This is a genomic window from Aeromicrobium senzhongii (assembly GCF_014334735.1).
Classification (GTDB): Bacteria; Actinomycetota; Actinomycetes; order Propionibacteriales; family Nocardioidaceae; genus Aeromicrobium; species Aeromicrobium senzhongii.
This window is the reverse complement of the sequence record NZ_CP060587.1, coordinates 2358043-2375920: the sequence shown is the minus strand read 5'-3', so window position 1 is coordinate 2375920 and position 17878 is coordinate 2358043. Positions and strand designations below refer to the sequence as shown.

General features: G+C 69.4%; 18 protein-coding genes. 14 read left to right on the top strand and 4 right to left on the bottom strand.

The features are described 5' to 3' along the window. Positions 1 to 56: 56 nt before the first annotated feature. Genes H9L21_RS11715 through H9L21_RS11705 form a run of 3 tightly spaced genes read left to right on the top strand, consistent with a single transcriptional unit; the run spans position 57 to position 3169 of the window. Complete coding sequence (locus H9L21_RS11715) at positions 57 to 1268, top strand: acetyl-CoA C-acetyltransferase (RefSeq protein ID WP_154596741.1); 1212 nt, start codon at positions 57 to 59, stop codon at positions 1266 to 1268. A gap of 14 nt (positions 1269 to 1282) precedes the next feature. Beyond that, positions 1283 to 2401 carry a CaiB/BaiF CoA transferase family protein gene (locus H9L21_RS11710; RefSeq protein ID WP_187411490.1) on the top strand — a complete coding sequence of 373 codons (1119 nt, stop codon included), beginning with the start codon at positions 1283 to 1285 and terminating at the stop codon, positions 2399 to 2401. Between the two features lie 12 nt (positions 2402 to 2413). Next, positions 2414 to 3169 (top strand): SDR family oxidoreductase, encoded by a 756-nt coding sequence (locus H9L21_RS11705; protein ID WP_154596742.1) that lies wholly within the window; start codon positions 2414 to 2416, stop codon positions 3167 to 3169. 20 nt (positions 3170 to 3189) lie between these two features. On the opposite strand, the gene H9L21_RS11700 is transcribed toward H9L21_RS11705, so the two are convergent. The 4 genes from H9L21_RS11700 to H9L21_RS11685 all read right to left on the bottom strand — a co-directional run bounded on the left by H9L21_RS11700 (position 3190) and on the right by H9L21_RS11685 (position 7187). After that, positions 3190 to 3873, bottom strand: a complete 684-nt coding sequence (locus H9L21_RS11700; protein WP_154596743.1) for an SDR family NAD(P)-dependent oxidoreductase — start codon at positions 3871 to 3873, stop codon at positions 3190 to 3192. 59 nt (positions 3874 to 3932) lie between these two features. Next, positions 3933 to 4982 carry an ABC transporter substrate-binding protein gene (locus H9L21_RS11695; protein WP_154596744.1) on the bottom strand — a complete coding sequence of 350 codons (1050 nt, stop codon included), beginning with the start codon at positions 4980 to 4982 and terminating at the stop codon, positions 3933 to 3935. A gap of 85 nt (positions 4983 to 5067) precedes the next feature. After that, positions 5068 to 6273 carry an MFS transporter gene (locus H9L21_RS11690; protein WP_187411489.1) on the bottom strand — a complete coding sequence of 402 codons (1206 nt, stop codon included), beginning with the start codon at positions 6271 to 6273 and terminating at the stop codon, positions 5068 to 5070. After that, a complete protein-coding gene (locus H9L21_RS11685; RefSeq protein WP_187411488.1) occupies positions 6270 to 7187 on the bottom strand; it encodes an acyl-CoA thioesterase in 918 nt (305 codons plus the stop codon). The genes H9L21_RS11690 and H9L21_RS11685 overlap by 4 nt, the downstream gene beginning before the upstream one ends. A gap of 151 nt (positions 7188 to 7338) precedes the next feature. Here H9L21_RS11685 and H9L21_RS11680 point away from each other — a divergent pair, with 151 nt between their 5' ends. The 11 genes from H9L21_RS11680 to H9L21_RS11630 all read left to right on the top strand — a co-directional run bounded on the left by H9L21_RS11680 (position 7339) and on the right by H9L21_RS11630 (position 17821). Beyond that, positions 7339 to 8376, top strand: a complete 1038-nt coding sequence (locus tag H9L21_RS11680; protein WP_154596747.1) for an extracellular solute-binding protein — start codon at positions 7339 to 7341, stop codon at positions 8374 to 8376. Positions 8377 to 8455: 79 nt separating this feature from the next. After that, entirely contained in the window at positions 8456 to 9883 is a 1428-nt protein-coding gene (locus H9L21_RS11675) for an MmgE/PrpD family protein (protein WP_154596748.1), read from the top strand. Beyond that, positions 9880 to 10449: a nuclear transport factor 2 family protein gene (locus tag H9L21_RS11670; protein ID WP_222865776.1), complete on the top strand. Its 570-nt coding sequence runs from the start codon at positions 9880 to 9882 to the stop codon at positions 10447 to 10449. Before H9L21_RS11675 ends, H9L21_RS11670 begins: the two co-directional genes overlap by 4 nt. A 32-nt stretch (positions 10450 to 10481) precedes the next feature. Continuing rightward, positions 10482 to 11270, top strand: a complete 789-nt coding sequence (locus H9L21_RS11665) for an SDR family oxidoreductase (RefSeq protein ID WP_154596749.1) — start codon at positions 10482 to 10484, stop codon at positions 11268 to 11270. Positions 11271 to 11309: 39 nt separating this feature from the next. After that, positions 11310 to 12503, top strand: coding sequence for an acyl-CoA dehydrogenase family protein (locus H9L21_RS11660; protein ID WP_154596750.1), 1194 nt, complete (start codon positions 11310 to 11312; stop codon positions 12501 to 12503). A 79-nt stretch (positions 12504 to 12582) separates the two neighbouring features. Then, on the top strand, positions 12583 to 13059 hold the full coding sequence (locus tag H9L21_RS11655; RefSeq protein WP_154596751.1) for a YflT domain-containing protein: 477 nt from the start codon (positions 12583 to 12585) through the stop codon (positions 13057 to 13059). Between the two features lie 29 nt (positions 13060 to 13088). Then, the gene (locus tag H9L21_RS11650) at positions 13089 to 13877 is read left to right on the top strand and encodes a sulfotransferase (RefSeq protein ID WP_154596752.1); all 789 of its coding nucleotides are present in this window, start codon (positions 13089 to 13091) and stop codon (positions 13875 to 13877) included. A 110-nt stretch (positions 13878 to 13987) separates the two neighbouring features. After that, positions 13988 to 15298, top strand: coding sequence for an endonuclease/exonuclease/phosphatase family protein (locus tag H9L21_RS11645; protein ID WP_154596753.1), 1311 nt, complete (start codon positions 13988 to 13990; stop codon positions 15296 to 15298). Positions 15299 to 15344: 46 nt separating this feature from the next. Continuing rightward, on the top strand, positions 15345 to 16379 hold the full coding sequence (locus H9L21_RS11640; protein WP_154596754.1) for a MaoC family dehydratase: 1035 nt from the start codon (positions 15345 to 15347) through the stop codon (positions 16377 to 16379). A gap of 4 nt (positions 16380 to 16383) precedes the next feature. Further along, on the top strand, positions 16384 to 16986 hold the full coding sequence (locus tag H9L21_RS11635) for a histidine phosphatase family protein (protein WP_154596755.1): 603 nt from the start codon (positions 16384 to 16386) through the stop codon (positions 16984 to 16986). Positions 16987 to 16996: 10 nt separating this feature from the next. Next, positions 16997 to 17821, top strand: coding sequence for a PHP domain-containing protein (locus H9L21_RS11630; RefSeq protein WP_187411487.1), 825 nt, complete (start codon positions 16997 to 16999; stop codon positions 17819 to 17821). The last annotated feature ends 57 nt before the right edge of the window (positions 17822 to 17878 follow it).

Sequence of the window (17878 nt, the reverse complement as noted above, 5' to 3'; positions counted from 1 at the left end):
GGCGACCACCACGTCAGCGTGATTCCATCCCCACGACGAGCGAGAAGAGAGTGATCATGCGCGAGGCAGTGATCTGCGAACCCCTGCGGACCCCGGTCGGCAAGTACGGCGGCGTGTTCAAGGACGTGCCCACGGCCGATCTGGCCGCGACGGTGCTGCAAGGTCTGGTCGAACGCACGGGGATCGATCCCGAGCGGGTCGACGACGTGATCTTCGGCCAGTGCTACCCCAATGGCGAGGCCCCGGCGATCGGTCGCATCGCGGCGCTCGACGCGGGCTTCCCGGTCACTGTGCCGGGCCAGCAGCTGGACCGTCGCTGCGGTTCGGCCCTGCAGGCGGTTCTCGACGCTGCGATGCGCGTGCAGACGGGTGCCTGCGACACGGTGATCGCCGGTGGCGCCGAGTCGATGAGCCAGGCTGAGCACTACACGGTCGGCGGCCGCTTCGGCTACCGCGGCGACTCCACGCCGATGTGGGACCGGATCGCCCGCGGCCGGATCACCTCCGGTGGCAAGCACTACCCGGTCGAGGGCGGCATGCTCGAGACGGCCGAGAACCTCCGGCGCGAGTTCGCGATCAGCCGCGAGTCCCAGGACGCACTGGCGTACGAGTCGCACCGTCGCGCGGTCGCGGCCCAGCGAGACGGCCGGTTCCGCGAGGAGATCGTCCCGGTGACGGTCCGTACTCGTCGCGGCGAGACGGTCGTCGACACCGACGAGCATCCGCGCGACGACGTCTCGCTCGAGTCGCTCGCGGCGCTGCGTCCCGTCCGGCTCAAGCTGGACGACGAGGCCACGGTCACCGCGGGCAACGCCAGTGGGCAGAACGACGGCGCTGCGGCGTGCCTGGTGACGACCCCGGAGAACGCGGAGAAGCTCGGCCTGCGCCCCCTGGCCCGGCTGGTCACCTGGGGTGCCGCAGGTGTCGAGCCGCACCGGATGGGCATCGGACCGGTCCCGTCGACCGAGAAGGCGCTCGCGCGCTGCGGCCTGACGCTCGCCGACATGGACCTGATCGAGCTCAACGAGGCCTTCGCCGCCCAGGCGCTCGCCTGCACGACGGCCTGGGGCCTGGGCGAGGCGGACTTCGAGCGACTCAACGTCAACGGATCGGGCATCTCGCTGGGCCATCCGGTCGGCGCCACCGGGGTGCGTATCCTCACGACGATGCTCCGTGAGCTCGACCGTCGGGAGGGGCGCTACGCCCTGGAGACGATGTGCATCGGCGGCGGCCAGGGCCTGACCGCGATCTTCGAGCGCGTGGCGTGAGGCAGGGGACACCGGTGTCCGGACCGCTGCGGGACCTGAAGATCGTCGTCCTCGCCGGCATGGGCCCGGTGCCGTTCGCGAGCATGCTGCTCGCCGATCTCGGTGCGGACGTCGTGCGCATCACCCGCCCGCCGAAGCGTGCCGCGCGAACGCTGGCGCAGGCGTCGGCGCTCGGCCCCGAGCACGACCTGGTCAACCGTGGTGTCCGATCGGTCGCCGTCGATCTGAAGTCGCCCGAGGGCGTCGACCAGGTCCTGGCGCTGGCTGAGGTCGCCGACGCTCTCGTCGAGGGCTTCCGGCCCGGTGTCGTCGAGCGGCTCGGTCTCGGACCGGATGTCCTCCACGCCCGCAACCCGACCCTGGTCGTCGCCCGGTTGACCGGCTACGGCCAGGACGGGCCGCTGTCACAGGCAGCGGGCCACGACATCAACTACGTCGCCCAGACAGGGCTGCTGCACGCCCTCGGCTCGGACGACGCCGCCCCGATGCCGCCGATCAACCTGCTGGGCGACTACGCCGGCGGCGGCGCGATGGCGGCGCTGGGCATCCTCGCGGCCGTGCTGGATGCACGCAGCTCGGGGCGCGGCCAGGTCGTCGATGCGGCGATGGTCGACGGCGTCGCGGTGCTGACCGCCAAGATCCAAGGGCTGCGCGCCGCCGGGTTGTATCGGGACGAGCCGGGCAGCAACTACCTCGACGGCGCCGCGCCGTTCTACGCCACGTACGAGTGCGCGGACGGACGCCACCTGGCGGTCGGCGCCCTCGAGGACGACTTCTACGCGGAGTTCGTCGCCCGGCTCGGCGTCGACGTGTCCGACTGGCCCGCCCAGAACGACGAGAGCCAGTGGCCGCGACTGCGCGAGCTCATCGCGGCCGCGCTGCGCACCCGGACGATGGCGCAGTGGGCCGAGGTCTACGAGGGCACGGACGCGTGCGTCACGCCCGTGCTGTCGTTCGCCGAGGCAGCCACCCACCCGCACAACCGCGAGCGCGACCTCTTCGTGACGGTCGACGGGGCCCTCCATCCGGCGCCGGCGCCGCGGTTCGGCCGTTCCGGCACGCGGACTCCCGCCACCCCCACCGGCGTGGAGGTCGACGGTCCGGGCGCCGTGCTGGCCGATTGGACGAGCTGAGAGGGATCACGCATGGACTTGGGCATCGCGGGCAGGCGTGCGGTGGTGACGTGCGGCAGCTCCGGCCTCGGGCTGGCGGTCGCGAAGGCTCTCGCGGCCGAGGGTGCGGACCTCGTGCTGTTCGCCCGCGACGAGCAGCGGCTCCGCGACGCTCGTGACGCCGTGCGTGCCGGCCGGTCCGTCGTGGTCGAGACGGTCGCCGGCGACATGTCCGACCGCGCCGATCTCATCACCTTGCGTGAGGTCGCCGAGTCCGGGGGAGTGGACATCCTGGTGGTGAACACGCCGCGGCCGCCGAGCCCGATGCGCGATCTCCTCGACGAGGACGACGACGATCGCTGGCACGCGGCGCGGCGGGACCAGCTCGACGCGGGCCTCCTGGTGCTCCGCGAGCTGGCTCCGATCGTGGGTCGCAACGGGTGGGGACGCATCGTCGGCATCACGTCGGCGAGTGTGAAGGAGCCCATGCCCCAGCACGCGCTCTCCACGATCTACCGTGCGGGCCTGCAAGCCGCCCTCAAGCACCTGTCCCACGAGCTCGGACCGCGTGGTGTCACGGTCAACTCGGTCGCCCCGGCCACCGTGGTCACCCCGACCTTCTCGGCCTTCCACGACCTGCAGCGACGGATCGATCAGACAGCGCTCAAACGGGCGGGAACCACCGACGAGCTGGCCGCGACCGTGGCGTTCCTCGCGTCGGATCCGGCGGGATTCATCACGGGACAGACGATCCAGCTCGACGGCGGTCGTTCCACCTCCTTGGTGTGACCCCCGGGGCGGCCCTGCCGTCAGGTCAGCAGGAAACCACCGTCGATGGGCAGGACGACCCCGGTGACGTAGTCGGCGCCGTCCGAGAGCAGGTACTCGACTCCGGCGCTGATCTCGGAGGGGAGGCCGAGCCGCCGGCGGGGGATCCGCTTGACCAGCGCCTCCTCCTGGCCGGGGTCGTCGAGTCGGTCCTGGAGCATCGGTGTGTGGATCGCACCGGGGGCGATGGCGTTCACGCGGATCTGGTGCCGAGCGAGCTCGAGCGCCGACGCGCGGGTCAGCATGGCGACACCGGCCTTGGAGGCGCAGTAGTGGGGCTGGCCGACGACCGGCTTCTCGGCGTTCACCGACGCGACGTTGACGATGCTGCCCGGGCGGCCCGACTCCACGAGGGTCCGCGCGAAGGCCTGCATGCCCAGGAACGTCCCGGTGAGGTTGACGGCCATCGTGCGCTCCCACTGGTCGAGGGTGACCTCGAGCAGACGGGCGCGCTCGCGGATGCCGGCCGAGTTGACGAGTGCGTCGAACGGACCGTGCTCGGACAGCACCCGGGCCCACGCGTCCGGGTCGGTGACGTCCAACGCGACGACGTCCTCGCCGGACTTCACATCGGTACGGACCGACTCCCAGCCGGCCCGGGTCAAGGTGGCTGCCACGTCGGCTCCGATGCCTGAGGCGGCACCGGTGATCAGGGCTCTCTTCATGGTTCCTCCAGGAATGGGGGAGGGGGCCCGCTGGGCGGGCCCCCTCCATCAGTTGTGGCTCATTCGAAGTACGTGGCGAACTTGCTCCTCCACTCGGCGAGGACCTTGGGGTCGGAGAACTTCGTGGTGTCGAGCATCGAGTAGCCGTCCATCGGGAGCGCGCCCTCGACGTCGTCGCGGGCGGACCCGCCCTGGCCGTTGCCGTTGTACGCGGTCTGACCCTCCTGCGACATCAGGAAGTCGATGAAGACGCGGCCGGCGTTCGGCCTCTTGGACTTGGTGAAGGCGCTCGCGCCGTGGTTGTACGCGAATCCGGGCTCGGCGTACGCGAAGTCGATCGGGGCGCCGGACTTCTTGAGGTCGGCGACCGTGGCCGGGACGCCGAGGTTCGACACGCCCACCTCACCCGAGGCGACCGCCTGCATGAGCGGGATGCTCGAGGGGTAGAACTTCGGGTTGTTCTCGCCCAGCTTCGTCAGGTACTCGGCACCGAGATTCGTCTCGAGGTGCGCCAGGTAGCCGGCGATCGAGGGCGAGACCTGCGAGCGGGTGCCGAGCTTGCCCTTCACCTTGGAGTCCAGGAGGTCCTCGTAGGTCGCGAAGCCGTCGGGGAACGTGTTCGTGTTCCAGACCAGCATGCTCCACGGCAGTGCCGTGGCCAGGACGGACTTGCCCGGAACGGCCCACCAGTCCTTGTCCCAGCCCTCGGCCTCGGGCCCGTCGATGGGAGCGAGATCGGCCTCGTGCTCGATGAACCAGTTCGGGTCACTGAACATCAGGACGTCGGCACCATCGGTGCCGTTGGCCAGCTCGGCCGAGACGCGCTCGGGCAGTTCGGTGGCGCCGGTCGTGAGGGACAGCTTGATGCCCGGGTACTTCTTGTTGAACGCCTCTTTCAGACGCCGGTTCTGCTCCTGCGAGCCGGCGTTGTAGACGTTGACCTTGCCCTCGTCGTAGGCGGCCTCCACGATCGCGTCCCACGCCTCGTCGCCGGTCGTCGGGGGCTTGGCGTTCGAGGTGTCGCTGCCGCCGCCGCACGCGGCGACTCCGAGGAGCGCCAGCGCGCTCGCAGCCACGGCCAACGTGCGCCGCCAGTTCGAACCACTCATCTTCTGTCCTCCGTCGGTCAAGCAGTGTGTAAAAAATATTATGTACAAAACTCCGCCGTCTGGCAACGGGTGATCGTGGCCCAGGTCACGGGACAGCCCTTTCACCCGCACGCCGGACGCGTCGGCTCGCGAGGGCGAGCATCGCCGCGGAGGCCAGCAGCATCGTCGCGTACCCGGACCACGCCCAGGTGAACGAGAGGTGCTCCACGATCAGGCCGAACCCCAGCGGACCGATCAGTGCACCCACGTAGGTGCCGGTCTGGAGTGCCGCGGTGGCACGGGCCATCTGGGTGCGGTGAACGGTCAAGGTGGCGTGGTGCAGCAAGCCCGGCCACGCCCACCCCAGAGCGAACGTCAGGACGGTGCCCACGGCGAGCATGGGCGTCCCCCGGCCGAAGCCCAGGATGAGCATGCCCACCGAACCGAAGACCAACAGGCCGGCGGCCGCCACCAGGTGGAGCACCGCGCCCGGCACCCGGTCGGCGACGATTCCGGCGATGATCCGGGCGGAGACACCGATCCAGGCGGAGAGGCCGAACAACAGGGCGGCGGCCCCTGGGTCCGCCCCGCCGGCGATGAGCCCGTCCACGAGGAACGGCGAGGTCGCCGAACCGGCAATGGATGCCAGGAGGCCGCCGGCCGCGAGGATGTGCAGCGTTCCGCCGCGGGAGGCGCCGTTGGCCCCCTCGGCCTCGTCCTCGGTGTCGGCGAGGGTCGTCGGCGGCGCGAGGAACGTGCAGCCGATCCCCACCAGGCACGCGAGGCCGTAGGCGAGGTACGCGGCGGGCCAGGCCACGTCGTGGGTCGCCACGACGTACGCGGCCAGAGCGCACAGACCGGCGGCTCCCGGCACGGCCGAGACCCGGATCCCGAAGGCGAGTCCGCGGTGCCGCTCCGGGACGTTGAGAGCGATGAGCATGTTCGCCGAAGGGGTCGCGAGGCCGTTCGTGGTGCCGGCGATCAGGCATCCGGCCAGGAGTGCCCCGGTGGTGCCGAGCAGTGCCGACGCCGGCACGCAGATCGCACTGGTCAGCAGGCAGGCACGTGTCATCGTCAAGGGGTCGTAACGCCGGGCGAGGGGGACCGCGGCGCGTGTGGCGACGGTCGAGAGCAGGTAGTAGCCGGAGACGGCGGCGCCGATCGTGGTGACGCTCAGGTCGAAGTCCCGCCGGATGGCGAACGCCAGGGTGCCTGGCAGAAGTGACGGAGCGATGAGCAGGATCGTGATGAGGCCGGGCAGGAGCAGGCGTCCGGCGCCGCCCAGTCGCGCCCGCGCCCGGGTGCCGCTCACGAGTCGGCGGCGGCGTCGGCGGGTCCAGCCACGGGGCCGTCCCAGCCGTACTCCCGCCGGAGGTCGCCGCGGGGCCGGATCAGACCCTCCTGGGCGAAGCTGGCGACATGGCGGCCGTCGGTGCTGAACACCTCGGCGAACGAGAGCCCGCGCGCCCCGCCGGCCCACGGGGAGTGTTGGTCCACCAGGAGCCATTCATCGGCGCGGGCGTCGTCGTGGAACCAGATCGTGTGGTTGAGCGTGGCGCGCGGCAGGTCGGGTGCACCGATCAGGAACCCGTGGGGGAGCAGCGAAGCGTTGAGCAGGGTGACGTCGCTCAGGTACGCCAGCACCTGGCGGTGGAGTGCGGGATCGCCAGGCAGCCGGTCGCCGACGCGGATCCAGACCTGCTGGCGCCCCTGCTGCTCGCGCCGGGAGCGCTCGAGCGACTCCGGGACGTAGCGCAGGTCGACGCCGTCCCACTCGCGGCGCCAGGCTGCGTGGGGCAGGGCACTGTGCTCGCGCATCATGTCGAACAGGTCGGGCAACCCGTCGGGGCCCGGGGCGACGGGCATCGCCGGCGCGTGGTGGAGGCCCTGCTCACGGACGTGGAACGAGGCGTGGAGCTGCACCAGCACGCGGCCCTGTTGGGTCGCCTCCACCGTGCGCGATGCGAAGGAGCGACCGTCGCGGTTGCGTCGGACGGTGAAGTCGAGGGGCTGGTCGTGCCGCCCGGCCTCGAGGCACGCGACCTGCACCGCGTGGACCTCGCGCCGTGGGTCCACGGTCCGGGTGGCAGCCACCAAGGACTGGGCGAACAGCTGTCCGCCGTACGTCTTGTCGAGGATCGAGTGGGCTCGGTGGCCCCCGCGGAAGCGGTCCTCGCCGATGTCCCGGAGGTCCAGCAGCGCGGTGATGTCGCCGGCGGTGTGCATCGTCCTCCAAGGCCTCGGAATGTGGGGTACTTCATGCATCATATGCGCTTCGAGGATCGAAACGCCTAGCCGAAGCCTTGGGAAACTGGCCATTGACCAGCATTAAATATGATGTATCGTGATCGACATCACACCGACTGATGGAGGATCGATGCGTAGTCCAGGTCGTACGAAGCGGTTCGTCAGTGCTGTGGCTCTGGTCGTCACAGGCGCCCTCGCCGTCAGCGCCTGCGGGGGAGGATCGTCCGGCGGGAAGCTCGTCGACGGGTCATGGGACGACGTCGTCGCCGCCGCCGAGGACGAGGGCAAGGTCGCCTTCTACATCGGTGCCAGCGCCGACCAGGCGCAGCGCGTCGTCGACGCATTCAACGAGAAGTACCCCGACATCGAGGTCGTGATCGAGGCCGGCGGCGGCGACATCGTGCCGCGGGTCGAGACGCAGATGAAGACCGGGACCGAGGGCGCGGACGTCTTCATGCACGCGGACCCGGCGTGGTACCGCGCTCATGAGGACGAGCTGTTGACGCTCAGTGGTCCGAGCGGCGAGGGCCTGCGCGCGGATGCCTGGATCGTGCCGGACAAGGCCGTCGACGTCCACGGCTCGCCGTACTCGATGTTCGTGTGGAACACGAAGATGTTCCCCGAGGGCTTCTCCGACTGGGACGACTTCCTGAAGCCCGAGGTCAAGGGCAAGCTCGGCTTCCGTGCTGACGCCACGAAGAGCGCCGCGGGATTCTTGGACTTCGTCGAGACGAACGTGTCCGAGGACTACCTGGAGCGAGTGGGTGCCCTGAAGCCGAAGCTGTATCCGTCGGTCGTCCCCATCACCCAGGCCGTCGCCGCAGGTGAGGTCGGCGCGACGGTCGCCGCACTGCCCTCGGTGGTCAAGCAACTGCAGGCGTCCGGCGCTCCGCTCGACTTCGCGTATCCCGACGAGGGCTACGGCATCGAGTACGTCTCGGCGGCTCTCGAGAACGCGACGCACCCCAACGCAGCCGTGGTGTTCATGGATTTCCTGCTCTCGACCGACGGCCAGGAGTCACTCAACGGCGACGGGTACGGCGTGCCCGCGCGAGACGGCGTGGAGGGAGCGCTGGACCCGGCCGGCTGGACGTGGCAGGACTCCGAGAAGCTCACGCCCGACGTGCTGGCGGACTGGGGCCGCAAGCTCGACAGGGCGCTCAAGTGACCCCGGTCGCGGCTACCTGCTCGGCCACTGACCTCCCCGCCGGCCCCGGCCGGCACCACGCCACGAAGGAAGAGGAACGATGAACAAGACCCTGGTGCAGAGGCTCGCCGAGTTCGCGAGCGAGGTGTCGCTGGAACAGTTGCCCGAGGACGTGGTGGAGGACTCCAAGCGCGTTCTCCTGGACTCGATCGGTTGTGCGTTGGCCGGTGTCGACGAGCCCAAGAGCCGGATCGGCGCCGACCTCGCGCAACTCATCGCCGGCGGAGGCGACGGCGCGACGATCTTCGGGACGTCGCACCGGTCGTCCGTGTACGGAGCGGCCTTCGCGAACGGCGAGAGCATCAACGCACTCGACTTCGACTCGGTGCTGCCGCCGGGCCACGTCGCCCCGTACGTCCTGCCCGGTGCGATCGCGGTGGCCGAGGCCGGGCACAGCGCCGGTCGGCGGGTGCTGGAGGCCATCGCCGTGTCGCACGAGATCAGCTACCGGTTCGGCCGCTCGATGGACTACATGCGCACGCCCAAGGACGGGGGGATGGATCTGCCCGAGGTGCTCGGCTTCACGAGCACGGTGTTCGGTGGGGCGGTCGCCGTGGCGATGCTCGAGGACCAGGGTGCCGAGCAGATCGCACACGCGCTGGGCATTGCGGGGCACCTGACTCCGGTCAACTCCTATCGCACGTGGATGGACAACGTGCCCAACTCGACCGTGAAGTACACGATGGCCGGGCCCGTCACGCAGGCCGCGCTCACCGCCGCGCATGCCGCGCGGCTGGGACACACCGGCGATCTGCGCATCCTCGACGACGAGAAGTACGGTTACCGCCGGTTCATCGGCAGCGTCCGTTGGGAGCCCTCGAACCTGGTCGACGGCCTGGGTGAGACCTGGGGTTTCCCTGCCGCTCACAGCTACAAGCCGTACCCGCACTGCCGCGTCGGACACACGCCGCTCGACGCCCTCAACGAGATCCTGGGTGCGCACGACATCGCCGTCGAGGAGATCGACGCGATCCGGTGCTGGGGTGAGGGTTGGGTCGAGCAGCCGGTGTGGCTCAACAACGACGTGCGCCACCCGCACGAGGCGCAGTTCAGCATCGCCCACGGCCTGGCGGTCGGGGCGCACCGGATCCCCCCGGGCCCGGCCTGGCAGTCGGCCGAGACGTTGAGCCGGCCCTCGGTCCTCGCCCTCATGGAGAAGGTCACCTTCGCGCCTCATCCGGACTACGTCCAGACGCTCTCCCAGGACCCTTCGGCCCGCCCCACGCGGGTCGAGGTGGATGCCCGCGGCACCACGTTCCGGGCCGAGCGCACGCACCCGAAGGGCACTCCGTCCGCTGATCCGTCCACGTATCTGACGACCGACGAGCTGGTCGCCAAGTTCCGCGCCAATGCCTCGGGCGTGCTGCCCGCTGACCGGATCGACGAGGTGGTGGACGGCGTGCTGCACCTGGAGAAGATCGATGACGTGCAGCCGCTCGTGCGCGCCATGGGGACGGGGCCGCGGTGACCGGTGCGGGTGTCCCCGCGGCCTCGCTCGAGCAGCGGTTCCGGGACCTGCTCGACCGGGAGGAGATCCGGCAGGTCATGTACTCGTACGCCCGCGGCACCGACCGCTGCGACCCCGACCTCATCGCCGACGCGTATCACGAGGACGCCTGGGACGACCACGGGAACTTCCGGGGCGGGCGGGACGTCGTGGTCGACACGATCGTCGGGCGGGGCGCTGCGGCCCGGGCCTCGATGCACCACCTGGGCAACGTGTTGATCGAGTTGCTCGGGGACACCGCTCACGTCGAGACCTACTTCATGGCGTGCCAGGACCTGGAGATCGATGGCGCCAGGTTCACGCGGATGCGGGCGGGGCGCTACCTCGACCGCTTCGAGCGCCGCGACGGCAGGTGGCGCGTCGCCCACCGGACGGTCGTCGACGACTGGAGTCGTCTCGACGAGGTCGTGGCGACGGCGCCCAGCGTGACGGACGAGTGCCACCGGGGCACGCGTGACCGGACGGACCCGTCGTACGGGCTGAGCGACTTCTCCCGGCTCCGGAGCGGGAGGAGTGAACGTATATAATGCACGATAACGAGTCGTCGCCAAGGAGCGCCATGTCTGAGATTTCCGTCCCCACGCTGTTCGACGTCGCCGGCAAGGTGGTCGTCGTGACAGGCGGCAGTCGCGGCATCGGTCTCGGCATCGCCGAGGGCTTCGTCAAGGCCGGCGCGCGCGTCTACATCTGCTCGCGCAAGGCCGAGGACTGCGAAAAGGCCGCGGCCGAGCTGTCGGCCCACGGCGAGTGCCATGCCGTGGCGGCCGACCTCGGGACGGTCGAGGGGTGTCGTGCCTTCGCCGCTCACGTCGCGGAGCGCGAGCCGCGCGTCGACGTCCTGGTCAACAACGCCGGGAACATCTGGGTCGAGACGCTGGAGGAGTACCCGGAGTCGGGCTGGGACAAGGTGCTGGGGCTCAACCTCAAGGGGGTCTTCTTCCTCGTCCAGGCGCTGCAGCCGCTGCTGCTGGCTGCCGCGTCGCCCGAGGACCCGGCACGCGTGATCACCATCGGCTCGATCGACGCCTTCCACGTGCCGGACCACGAGACCTACGCGTACTCGGCCTCCAAGGCCGGCGTGCACCACCTCAGCAAGCACCTGGCCCGTCAGTTGGCGCCGTCCCACATCACCGTGAACGTCATCGCCCCGGGGCGCTACCGGAGCCAGTTGCTCGAGAACGCCATCGAGCTCGAAGGGGCCGACGAGATGCTGGCCCCGATCCCGTTGCAGCGTTTCGCCGACGCGTCGGACCTGGCGGGAACGGCGATCTTCCTCGCCTCGCGCGCGGGGTCGTTCCTGACGGGCGCCGTGATCCCGGTCGACGGCGGTCACGCCTCCACGCTGTGAGGCGCCCACACCGATCCATGCAACAGAACAGGGGAGACCATGACCCGTCTTGTCAGTACTGAGGGTTTGACCGAAGAGCAGGTCGAGATTCTCAAGGTCGTGCGTCAGTTCGTCGAGAAGGAGATCATTCCGGTCGCGACGGAGCTCGAGCACAAGGACGAGTACCCGACCGAGATCGTCGAAGGCCTGAAGGAGTTGGGCATCTTCGGCCTGATGATCCCTGAGGAGTACGGCGGACTGGGTGAGTCGCTGCTGACGTATGCGCTGGTGGTCGAGGAGATCGCGCGGGGTTGGATGAGCGTGTCGGGTGTGATCAACACGCACTTCATCGTGGCCTACATGCTGATCCAGCACGGCACCGAGGAGCAGAAGCAGAAGTACCTGCCGAAGATGGCCACCGGTGAGGTCCGGGGCGCGTTCTCCATGAGCGAGCCGTCGCTGGGCTCGGACGTGTCGGCGATCAGCACCAAGGCCACGAAGCTCGATGACGGGTCGTATGAGATCACCGGTCAGAAGATGTGGCTGACCAATGGCGGCTCGTCGACGTTGGTGGCGGTGCTGGTCAAGACCGATGAGGGTTCGGACAGCGTCTACAAGAACATGACGACGTTCCTGGTCGAGAAGGAGCCGGGCTTCGGTGAGACGGCTCAGGGCATCACGGTGCCGGGCAAGATCGAGAAGATGGGCTACAAGGGCATCGACACGACCGAGATGATCATCGAGAAGCACAAGATCTCGGCTGATCAGATCCTCGGTGGCACGCCGGGCCAGGGTTTCTACCAGATGATGGACGGGGTCGAGGTCGGCCGCGTCAACGTCGGCGCGCGTGCGGTGGGCATCGCGAACCGCGCCTTCGAGCTCGGTATCGCCTATGCGCAGCAGCGTGAGACGTTCGGCAAGCCGATCGCTCAGCACCAGGCGATCTTGTTCCGGCTGGCCGAGATGGCCACCAAGGTCGAGGCCGCCCACACCATGGTCGTCCGGGCGGCCCGTCTGAAGGACTCGGGCAAGCGGATGGATGTCGAGGCCGGTATGGCCAAGATGCTCGCCAGTGAGTACTGCAACGAGGTCGTCGAGGCGTCGTTCCGGATCCATGGCGGCTACGGCTACTCCAAGGAGTACGAGATCGAGCGTCTCTACCGTGAGGCCGCGTTCATGCTGATCGGCGAGGGCACCTCCGACATCCAGAAGATGATCATCGGCCGCAACCTGCTCAAGGACTACAAACTCTGACACCACGCGCCCGCGCCGTCGACGGCCCAGCATCCTCGTGATGCTGGGCCGTCGCCCGTGACGGGTCTACGCTGTGGAAATGGCCCAGATCTTCTCGTTGGAGTACCCGCAGTCGCTCGGTGTCTATGACGATTACGCGACCGCCCAGAAGGCGGTCGACCACCTCTCGGACCAGGAGTTCCCGGTCGAGAACGTCCTCATCGTCGGCACCGATCTCAAGCAGCTCGAGCGTGTGACGGGCCGGCTGACCTGGGGCCGTGTGATCCTCAGCGGTGTCGCCGGCGGTGCTTGGTTCGGCCTGCTGATCGGCCTGTTGTTGGGCATCTTCGCGGCCGAGGGGCAGTGGCTCCAGGCGGTCCTGACCGGCGTGATCCTCGGCGTCGTGTGGGGCGCCGTCATCGCGATCGTCGGGTACGCGATGAGCCGCGGACAGCGCGACTTCTCGAGCGTCAAGACCATCCTGCCGAGCAAGTACGAGCTGTTGGTCGAGCACAAGTACCTCGCGCGGGGGCAGGAGCTGTTGGCCTCGATGCCCGGCACGACCGCCCTCTCGTGACGGGTGGTGCGGGCGGTACCTTGTAGTGCATGCCCCTCGCCAAGGACGTCGCCCTCAAGGTCCCTGCCGTTCGGCGCCTCAAGGAGGACCGTGACGCGCTGCGGACCGAGGTCACGCAGCTCACCCGCGAGACCGAGAAGCTGCGCCGCCAACTGATCCTGGAACGCGACGAGACGTCGTACGACTACGTCTTCATCGTGACCTACGGGCGCACCGGTTCGACACTCCTGCAGGGCCTGCTGAACTCGATCCCGGGCTACCTCATCCGCGGCGAGAACGACGGCGCGCTGGAGTGGATGTTCGAGAGCCACCGCCGCATGAACAAGCGGATCGGGACGAAGCAGGGCAGCCAGCCGGTCAATCCGTGGTTCGGTCTGGACAACTATTCGCCGCAGGAGGCCGCGGACTCGATCCGCCGCCACCTGCAGCAGGTCTTCATCAAGCCCGAGCCGGACACCCGGGTCACGGGCTTCAAGGAGATCCGGTGGTGGCGCCGTGACCTCGTCGAGACGCTCGAGTTCACGCGTCAGGTGTTCCCCGGTGCGCGCTTCGTGCTCAACACGCGCAATCCCGAGGACGTGGCGCGCAGCAAGTGGTGGGCCAAGTACGAACGCGACGAGGCCCTGGCCAAGATCGCCGACTACGACGCACGGCTGGAGCGCGCGCATCGCGAGCTGGGCGACCTGACGTACCCGCTGCACTACGACGACTACGTCGCCGACCCGGGGGTCTTCGAGGGCCTGTTCACGTGGCTGGGGGAGTCCTTCGACCGCGAGCAGGTCGACCGGGTCATGGCGACCCGGCACTCCGTCGGCTGAGCCCGGGCCGCGGACGCTCGCGGTGCTGCTGCGATTGGCTGTGCGAGTGATGCAGGAGTAACTACAGTGGAGCAGGTGCGGCTCGGTGGAGTCGCGAGTCTGGAGCTCCCATGCGTCTGCGTCCCGCTGTCCTGGTGATGGCCTCGATCCTGGCCGTCGGTCTGCTCGCGGGACCGGGCGTCACGGCGCCGGCCGGTGCCGCCGGCTCCCGTTGTGCCGCGCACGGTGAGGTCGTCCGCGAGACCTCGGCCGGTGGCCGGCTCGCCGGCCGTACGCCGTTGCTGGTCGCGTCCTACAACATCGCGGGCTACAACGGCTCGGCCCGCACCCAGGCGAGGTGGGAGGCACGGGCCGACCGGCTCGTCGGCATGATCATGCGCTGCTCGCCGGACGTCATCGGACTGCAGGAGGCCTCGGAGGCCTGGATGCAGCGCCGGGCCTTCGGCACCCGCAACTACAGCCAGTACGAGCACGTCGTCGACCTGATGAACGCGCGCACGGCCGGTGCGCCGTACCGGGTGACGAACACCCACCGCGAGGTCTGCCCGACAACGGGCCGCAACCCCGCCGTCTGGAACGGGTCGTGGCAGGGCACGAAGGCCCCGTGGAGGACCTGCACGACCTCGCCGGGCCGCAGCTCGTCGGACAACCGCACGATCTACGACTCCCGGGTCATGACGGTGGTCCGGGGCGGGGTCACCCGCCTGTCCAGCGCGACCTCGAACGTGCGCACCGTCGACTGGACCGTCTTCCGGCTGAACGCGAACGGCAAGCTGTTCGTGTTCGCGAACACCCACTTCGACGCGAAGTACCGCGGCAAGCCGATCACCTCCTCCGCGTCGAACGCGTTCCGCCGCAAGCAGGCGGCGCAGGCGGTGGCCGTCGTGCGGAAGGTGCGCGCGTACGCCGGCCGGACGCTCCCGGTCGTCGTCACGGGCGATCTCAACAGCTCGGGCCGGACCATGGCGAAGACCGGAGCGGACGTCATGACGAAGTCCGGCCTCGTCGACCTGCTCGGCACCGACCGGCGCAAGTACCGGTCCAGGAGCACGAAGTGGCGCGGTTCCTGCAAGTCGGTCGGGTCGACCAAGAGCCTGGCGGCCGTCGGCAACCCGCGCGTGCCGCTGCACCTGACCCGGCGGATCACGGCGTACTACAACACCTCCAACGCGATCGCGGGCAAGAAGGCCGGTACCGCCGTCAACCGCTGCATGTTCAAGGACAAGAGGTTCAAGCGGCCGCGTGGCGTCACGGCGAAGTCGTACTACCGCCACCAGGGCGTGCGCATCGACTACATCCTCACGTCGGGCTTCCTGGGCCGCGGCTGGGAGACCGTCGTGGACGCGAACCTGCGACGCGGGAAGTACCGCGTGACCCCGCCGTCAGACCACAACATGGTCGCCGCGACGCTCGCGTTCTGAGCATCCGCCATGATGGTGCCGCACCATCGGCGACTGTGAGGACGACATGAGCAAGACGAACCCGGGCAACTTCTTCGAGGACTTCACTCTCGGCCAGGTGATCGACCACGCGACTCCGCGCACGATCACCGAGGGGGACCGGGCGGTCTACGGCTCGATCTACCCGACCCGCTTCGCGGTGCCGTCCTCGGCCGCGTTCGCCGCGTCCGTCGGCCTGGACCCGCACCCGGTCGAGGACCTCATCGGGTTCCACGTCGCCTTCGGCAAGACGGTCCCGGACGTCTCGCTCAACGCCGTCGCGAACCTCGGGTACGCCGAGTGCCGCTTCCACCGGCCGATCGTGCCGGGCGACACGATCTCGACCTCGTCCGAGGTCATCGGGCTCAAGCAGAACTCCAACGGCAAGACCGGCGTCGTCCACGTGCGCTCGACCGCCACCAACCAGCGCGGCGAGGTCGTCATCGACTGGGCCCGCTGGGTCATGGTGCACAAGCGGAACGTCGAGGCCCCCGCGCCCGAGACCGTCGTGCCCGAACTGGCACCGTTCGTGGCGCCCGCGGACCTGATCGTGCCCGAGGGTCTGGACTTCACCGACTACGACTTCTCCGCAGCCGGCGAGCCGCACCGCTTCGACGACTACGAGGTCGGCGAGAAGATCGACCACGTCGACGGCGTCACGCTCACCGAGTCCGAGCACCAGCAGGCCACGCGCCTGTGGCAGAACACCGCGAAGGTGCACTTCAACGTCGAGGCCCGTCCCGACGGCAACCGACTGGTCTACGGCGGCCACGTGATCTCGATGGCCCGCGCGCTGTCGTTCAACGGGCTGGCCAACGCCCAGCTGATCGCCGCGATCAACGCCGGCGCGCACACGTCCCCGGCGTTCGCCGGCGACACCGTCTACGCCTGGAGCGAGGTGCTCGACAAGGCCGAGACCTCGGCGCCCGGCGTCGGCGCGCTGCGGCTGCGCCTGGTCGCCACGAAGGGCCGCGACGAGTCGATGACGCTCAAGGGTGAGGACGGCAAGTACGCGGCCGGAGTGCTGCTGGACCTCGACTACTGGGCCTTCGTGCCACGCTGAGTCCATGGATCAGCAGCCTGCGAGGGAGACCGAGCTGTGGCTCGTGCGTCACGGTGAGACCGAGTGGAGCCGTGCGTGGCGGCACACCTCGTTCACGGACCTGGAGCTGACGGACACAGGGCGCGCCCAGGCGCGCGCCCTGCGTCCGCTGCTCTCGGGGGTCGGGTTCGACCACGTATGGAGCAGTCCGCGACGACGCGCGCTCGACACCGCGCACCTGGCAGGGTTCGACCCCGAGATCGTCGAGGACGTCGTCGAGTGGGACTACGGCGAGTACGAAGGTGTCACGACCGAGGAGATCCGTGAGACGGTCCCCGGCTGGACGGTCTGGAGCCATCCCTCGCCGGCGGGCGAGTCGGCCGAGCAGGTGGCCGAGCGGCTCGACCGGGTCGTGGCCCGGGCGCGGTCGCTGGGCGGCCGCACTCTCGTGTTCGCGCACGGGCACTCCCTGCGCGTCCTCGCGGCCCGGTGGCTGGGGTTGGACGTGGCGGACGGGCGGGTCTTCCTGCTGGACACCGGTACCTACTCCGTCCTGGGTGACGACCGTGGCCAGCCGGTCGTGATCCGGTGGAACGTCCGCGAAGAGGCCGATGAGGAGAGGCCTTAGTCTTCTGAGGGTGCGCATCGACCTCCACACCCACTCCACCCGGTCCGACGGCACCGACACCCCGGCCGAGCTGGTCCGCAAGGCCAAGCTCGAGGGACTGGACGTCGTCGCGCTGACCGATCACGACGCGACCGAGGGCTGGGCCGAGGCGCAGGAGGCCGCCGACGAGGTGGGCCTGCGGCTCATCCGCGGCATCGAGATCTCGACGCAGTACGAGGGTCTGAGCGTCCACCTGCTGGGGTACGAGTTCGATCCGCAGAACGAGCCGCTGGTCGAGGAGCTGCACCGCGTGCTGGGCGGCCGCAACGACCGGCTGCCGCGGTTGCTGGACAAGCTCGCCGCCCTCGGCATGCCGCTGACCGAGCAGGAGGTGCTCGCCGTCGCCGGCGACGCCGCGGCCTGGGGGCGCCCGCACGTCGCCGACGCGATGATCGCCAAGGGTTACATCAAGGACCGCGACGAGGCCTTCCGCGACTGGCTCGTCCCGGGCAAGCCGGCGTACGTCGGCCGGTACTCGGCCGATCTGTTCGAGGCCGTGCGCCTGCTGCGTGAGGCCGGCGGCAAGCCCGTCATCGCGCACGCCTGGGCCCGCGACAGCGGCACCAAGATCACGCCCGAGCTCCTGGCGAAGCTCGCCGAGACGGGTCTGGCCGGCGTCGAGGTCGACCACCCCGACCACGATGCGCGGGCGCGGGCGGGACTCGCCGCCATCGCCGACGACCTCGGCCTGGCCAAGACCGGGGCCAGCGACTACCACGGCACCGGCAAGGGCCCGGCGTTCCACCTCGGGGCCAACCTCACCGATCCGGCGGAGCTGGAGCGCCTGCTGGGCTGATCCCCGACTTTCCGTGACGGCTTGCCATTCTGGAAAGTCACGAGTTAGACTTTCCGT

What these genes read in the sequence shown, in the direction of transcription:
- H9L21_RS11715 (WP_154596741.1), top strand. Translation starts at nt 57, where the DNA reads ATGCGCGAGGCAGTGATCTGCGAACCCCTGCGGACCCCGGTCGGCAAG.
- H9L21_RS11705 (WP_154596742.1), top strand. Translation starts at nt 2,414, where the DNA reads ATGGACTTGGGCATCGCGGGCAGGCGTGCGGTGGTGACGTGCGGCAGC.
- H9L21_RS11700 (WP_154596743.1), bottom strand. Translation starts at nt 3,873, where the DNA reads ATGAAGAGAGCCCTGATCACCGGTGCCGCCTCAGGCATCGGAGCCGAC.
- H9L21_RS11695 (WP_154596744.1), bottom strand. Translation starts at nt 4,982, where the DNA reads ATGAGTGGTTCGAACTGGCGGCGCACGTTGGCCGTGGCTGCGAGCGCG.
- H9L21_RS11685 (WP_187411488.1), bottom strand. Translation starts at nt 7,187, where the DNA reads ATGCACACCGCCGGCGACATCACCGCGCTGCTGGACCTCCGGGACATC.
- H9L21_RS11680 (WP_154596747.1), top strand. Translation starts at nt 7,339, where the DNA reads ATGCGTAGTCCAGGTCGTACGAAGCGGTTCGTCAGTGCTGTGGCTCTG.
- H9L21_RS11675 (WP_154596748.1), top strand. Translation starts at nt 8,456, where the DNA reads ATGAACAAGACCCTGGTGCAGAGGCTCGCCGAGTTCGCGAGCGAGGTG.
- H9L21_RS11665 (WP_154596749.1), top strand. Translation starts at nt 10,482, where the DNA reads ATGTCTGAGATTTCCGTCCCCACGCTGTTCGACGTCGCCGGCAAGGTG.
- H9L21_RS11660 (WP_154596750.1), top strand. Translation starts at nt 11,310, where the DNA reads ATGACCCGTCTTGTCAGTACTGAGGGTTTGACCGAAGAGCAGGTCGAG.
- H9L21_RS11655 (WP_154596751.1), top strand. Translation starts at nt 12,583, where the DNA reads ATGGCCCAGATCTTCTCGTTGGAGTACCCGCAGTCGCTCGGTGTCTAT.
- H9L21_RS11650 (WP_154596752.1), top strand. Translation starts at nt 13,089, where the DNA reads ATGCCCCTCGCCAAGGACGTCGCCCTCAAGGTCCCTGCCGTTCGGCGC.
- H9L21_RS11645 (WP_154596753.1), top strand. Translation starts at nt 13,988, where the DNA reads ATGCGTCTGCGTCCCGCTGTCCTGGTGATGGCCTCGATCCTGGCCGTC.
- H9L21_RS11640 (WP_154596754.1), top strand. Translation starts at nt 15,345, where the DNA reads ATGAGCAAGACGAACCCGGGCAACTTCTTCGAGGACTTCACTCTCGGC.
- H9L21_RS11635 (WP_154596755.1), top strand. Translation starts at nt 16,384, where the DNA reads ATGGATCAGCAGCCTGCGAGGGAGACCGAGCTGTGGCTCGTGCGTCAC.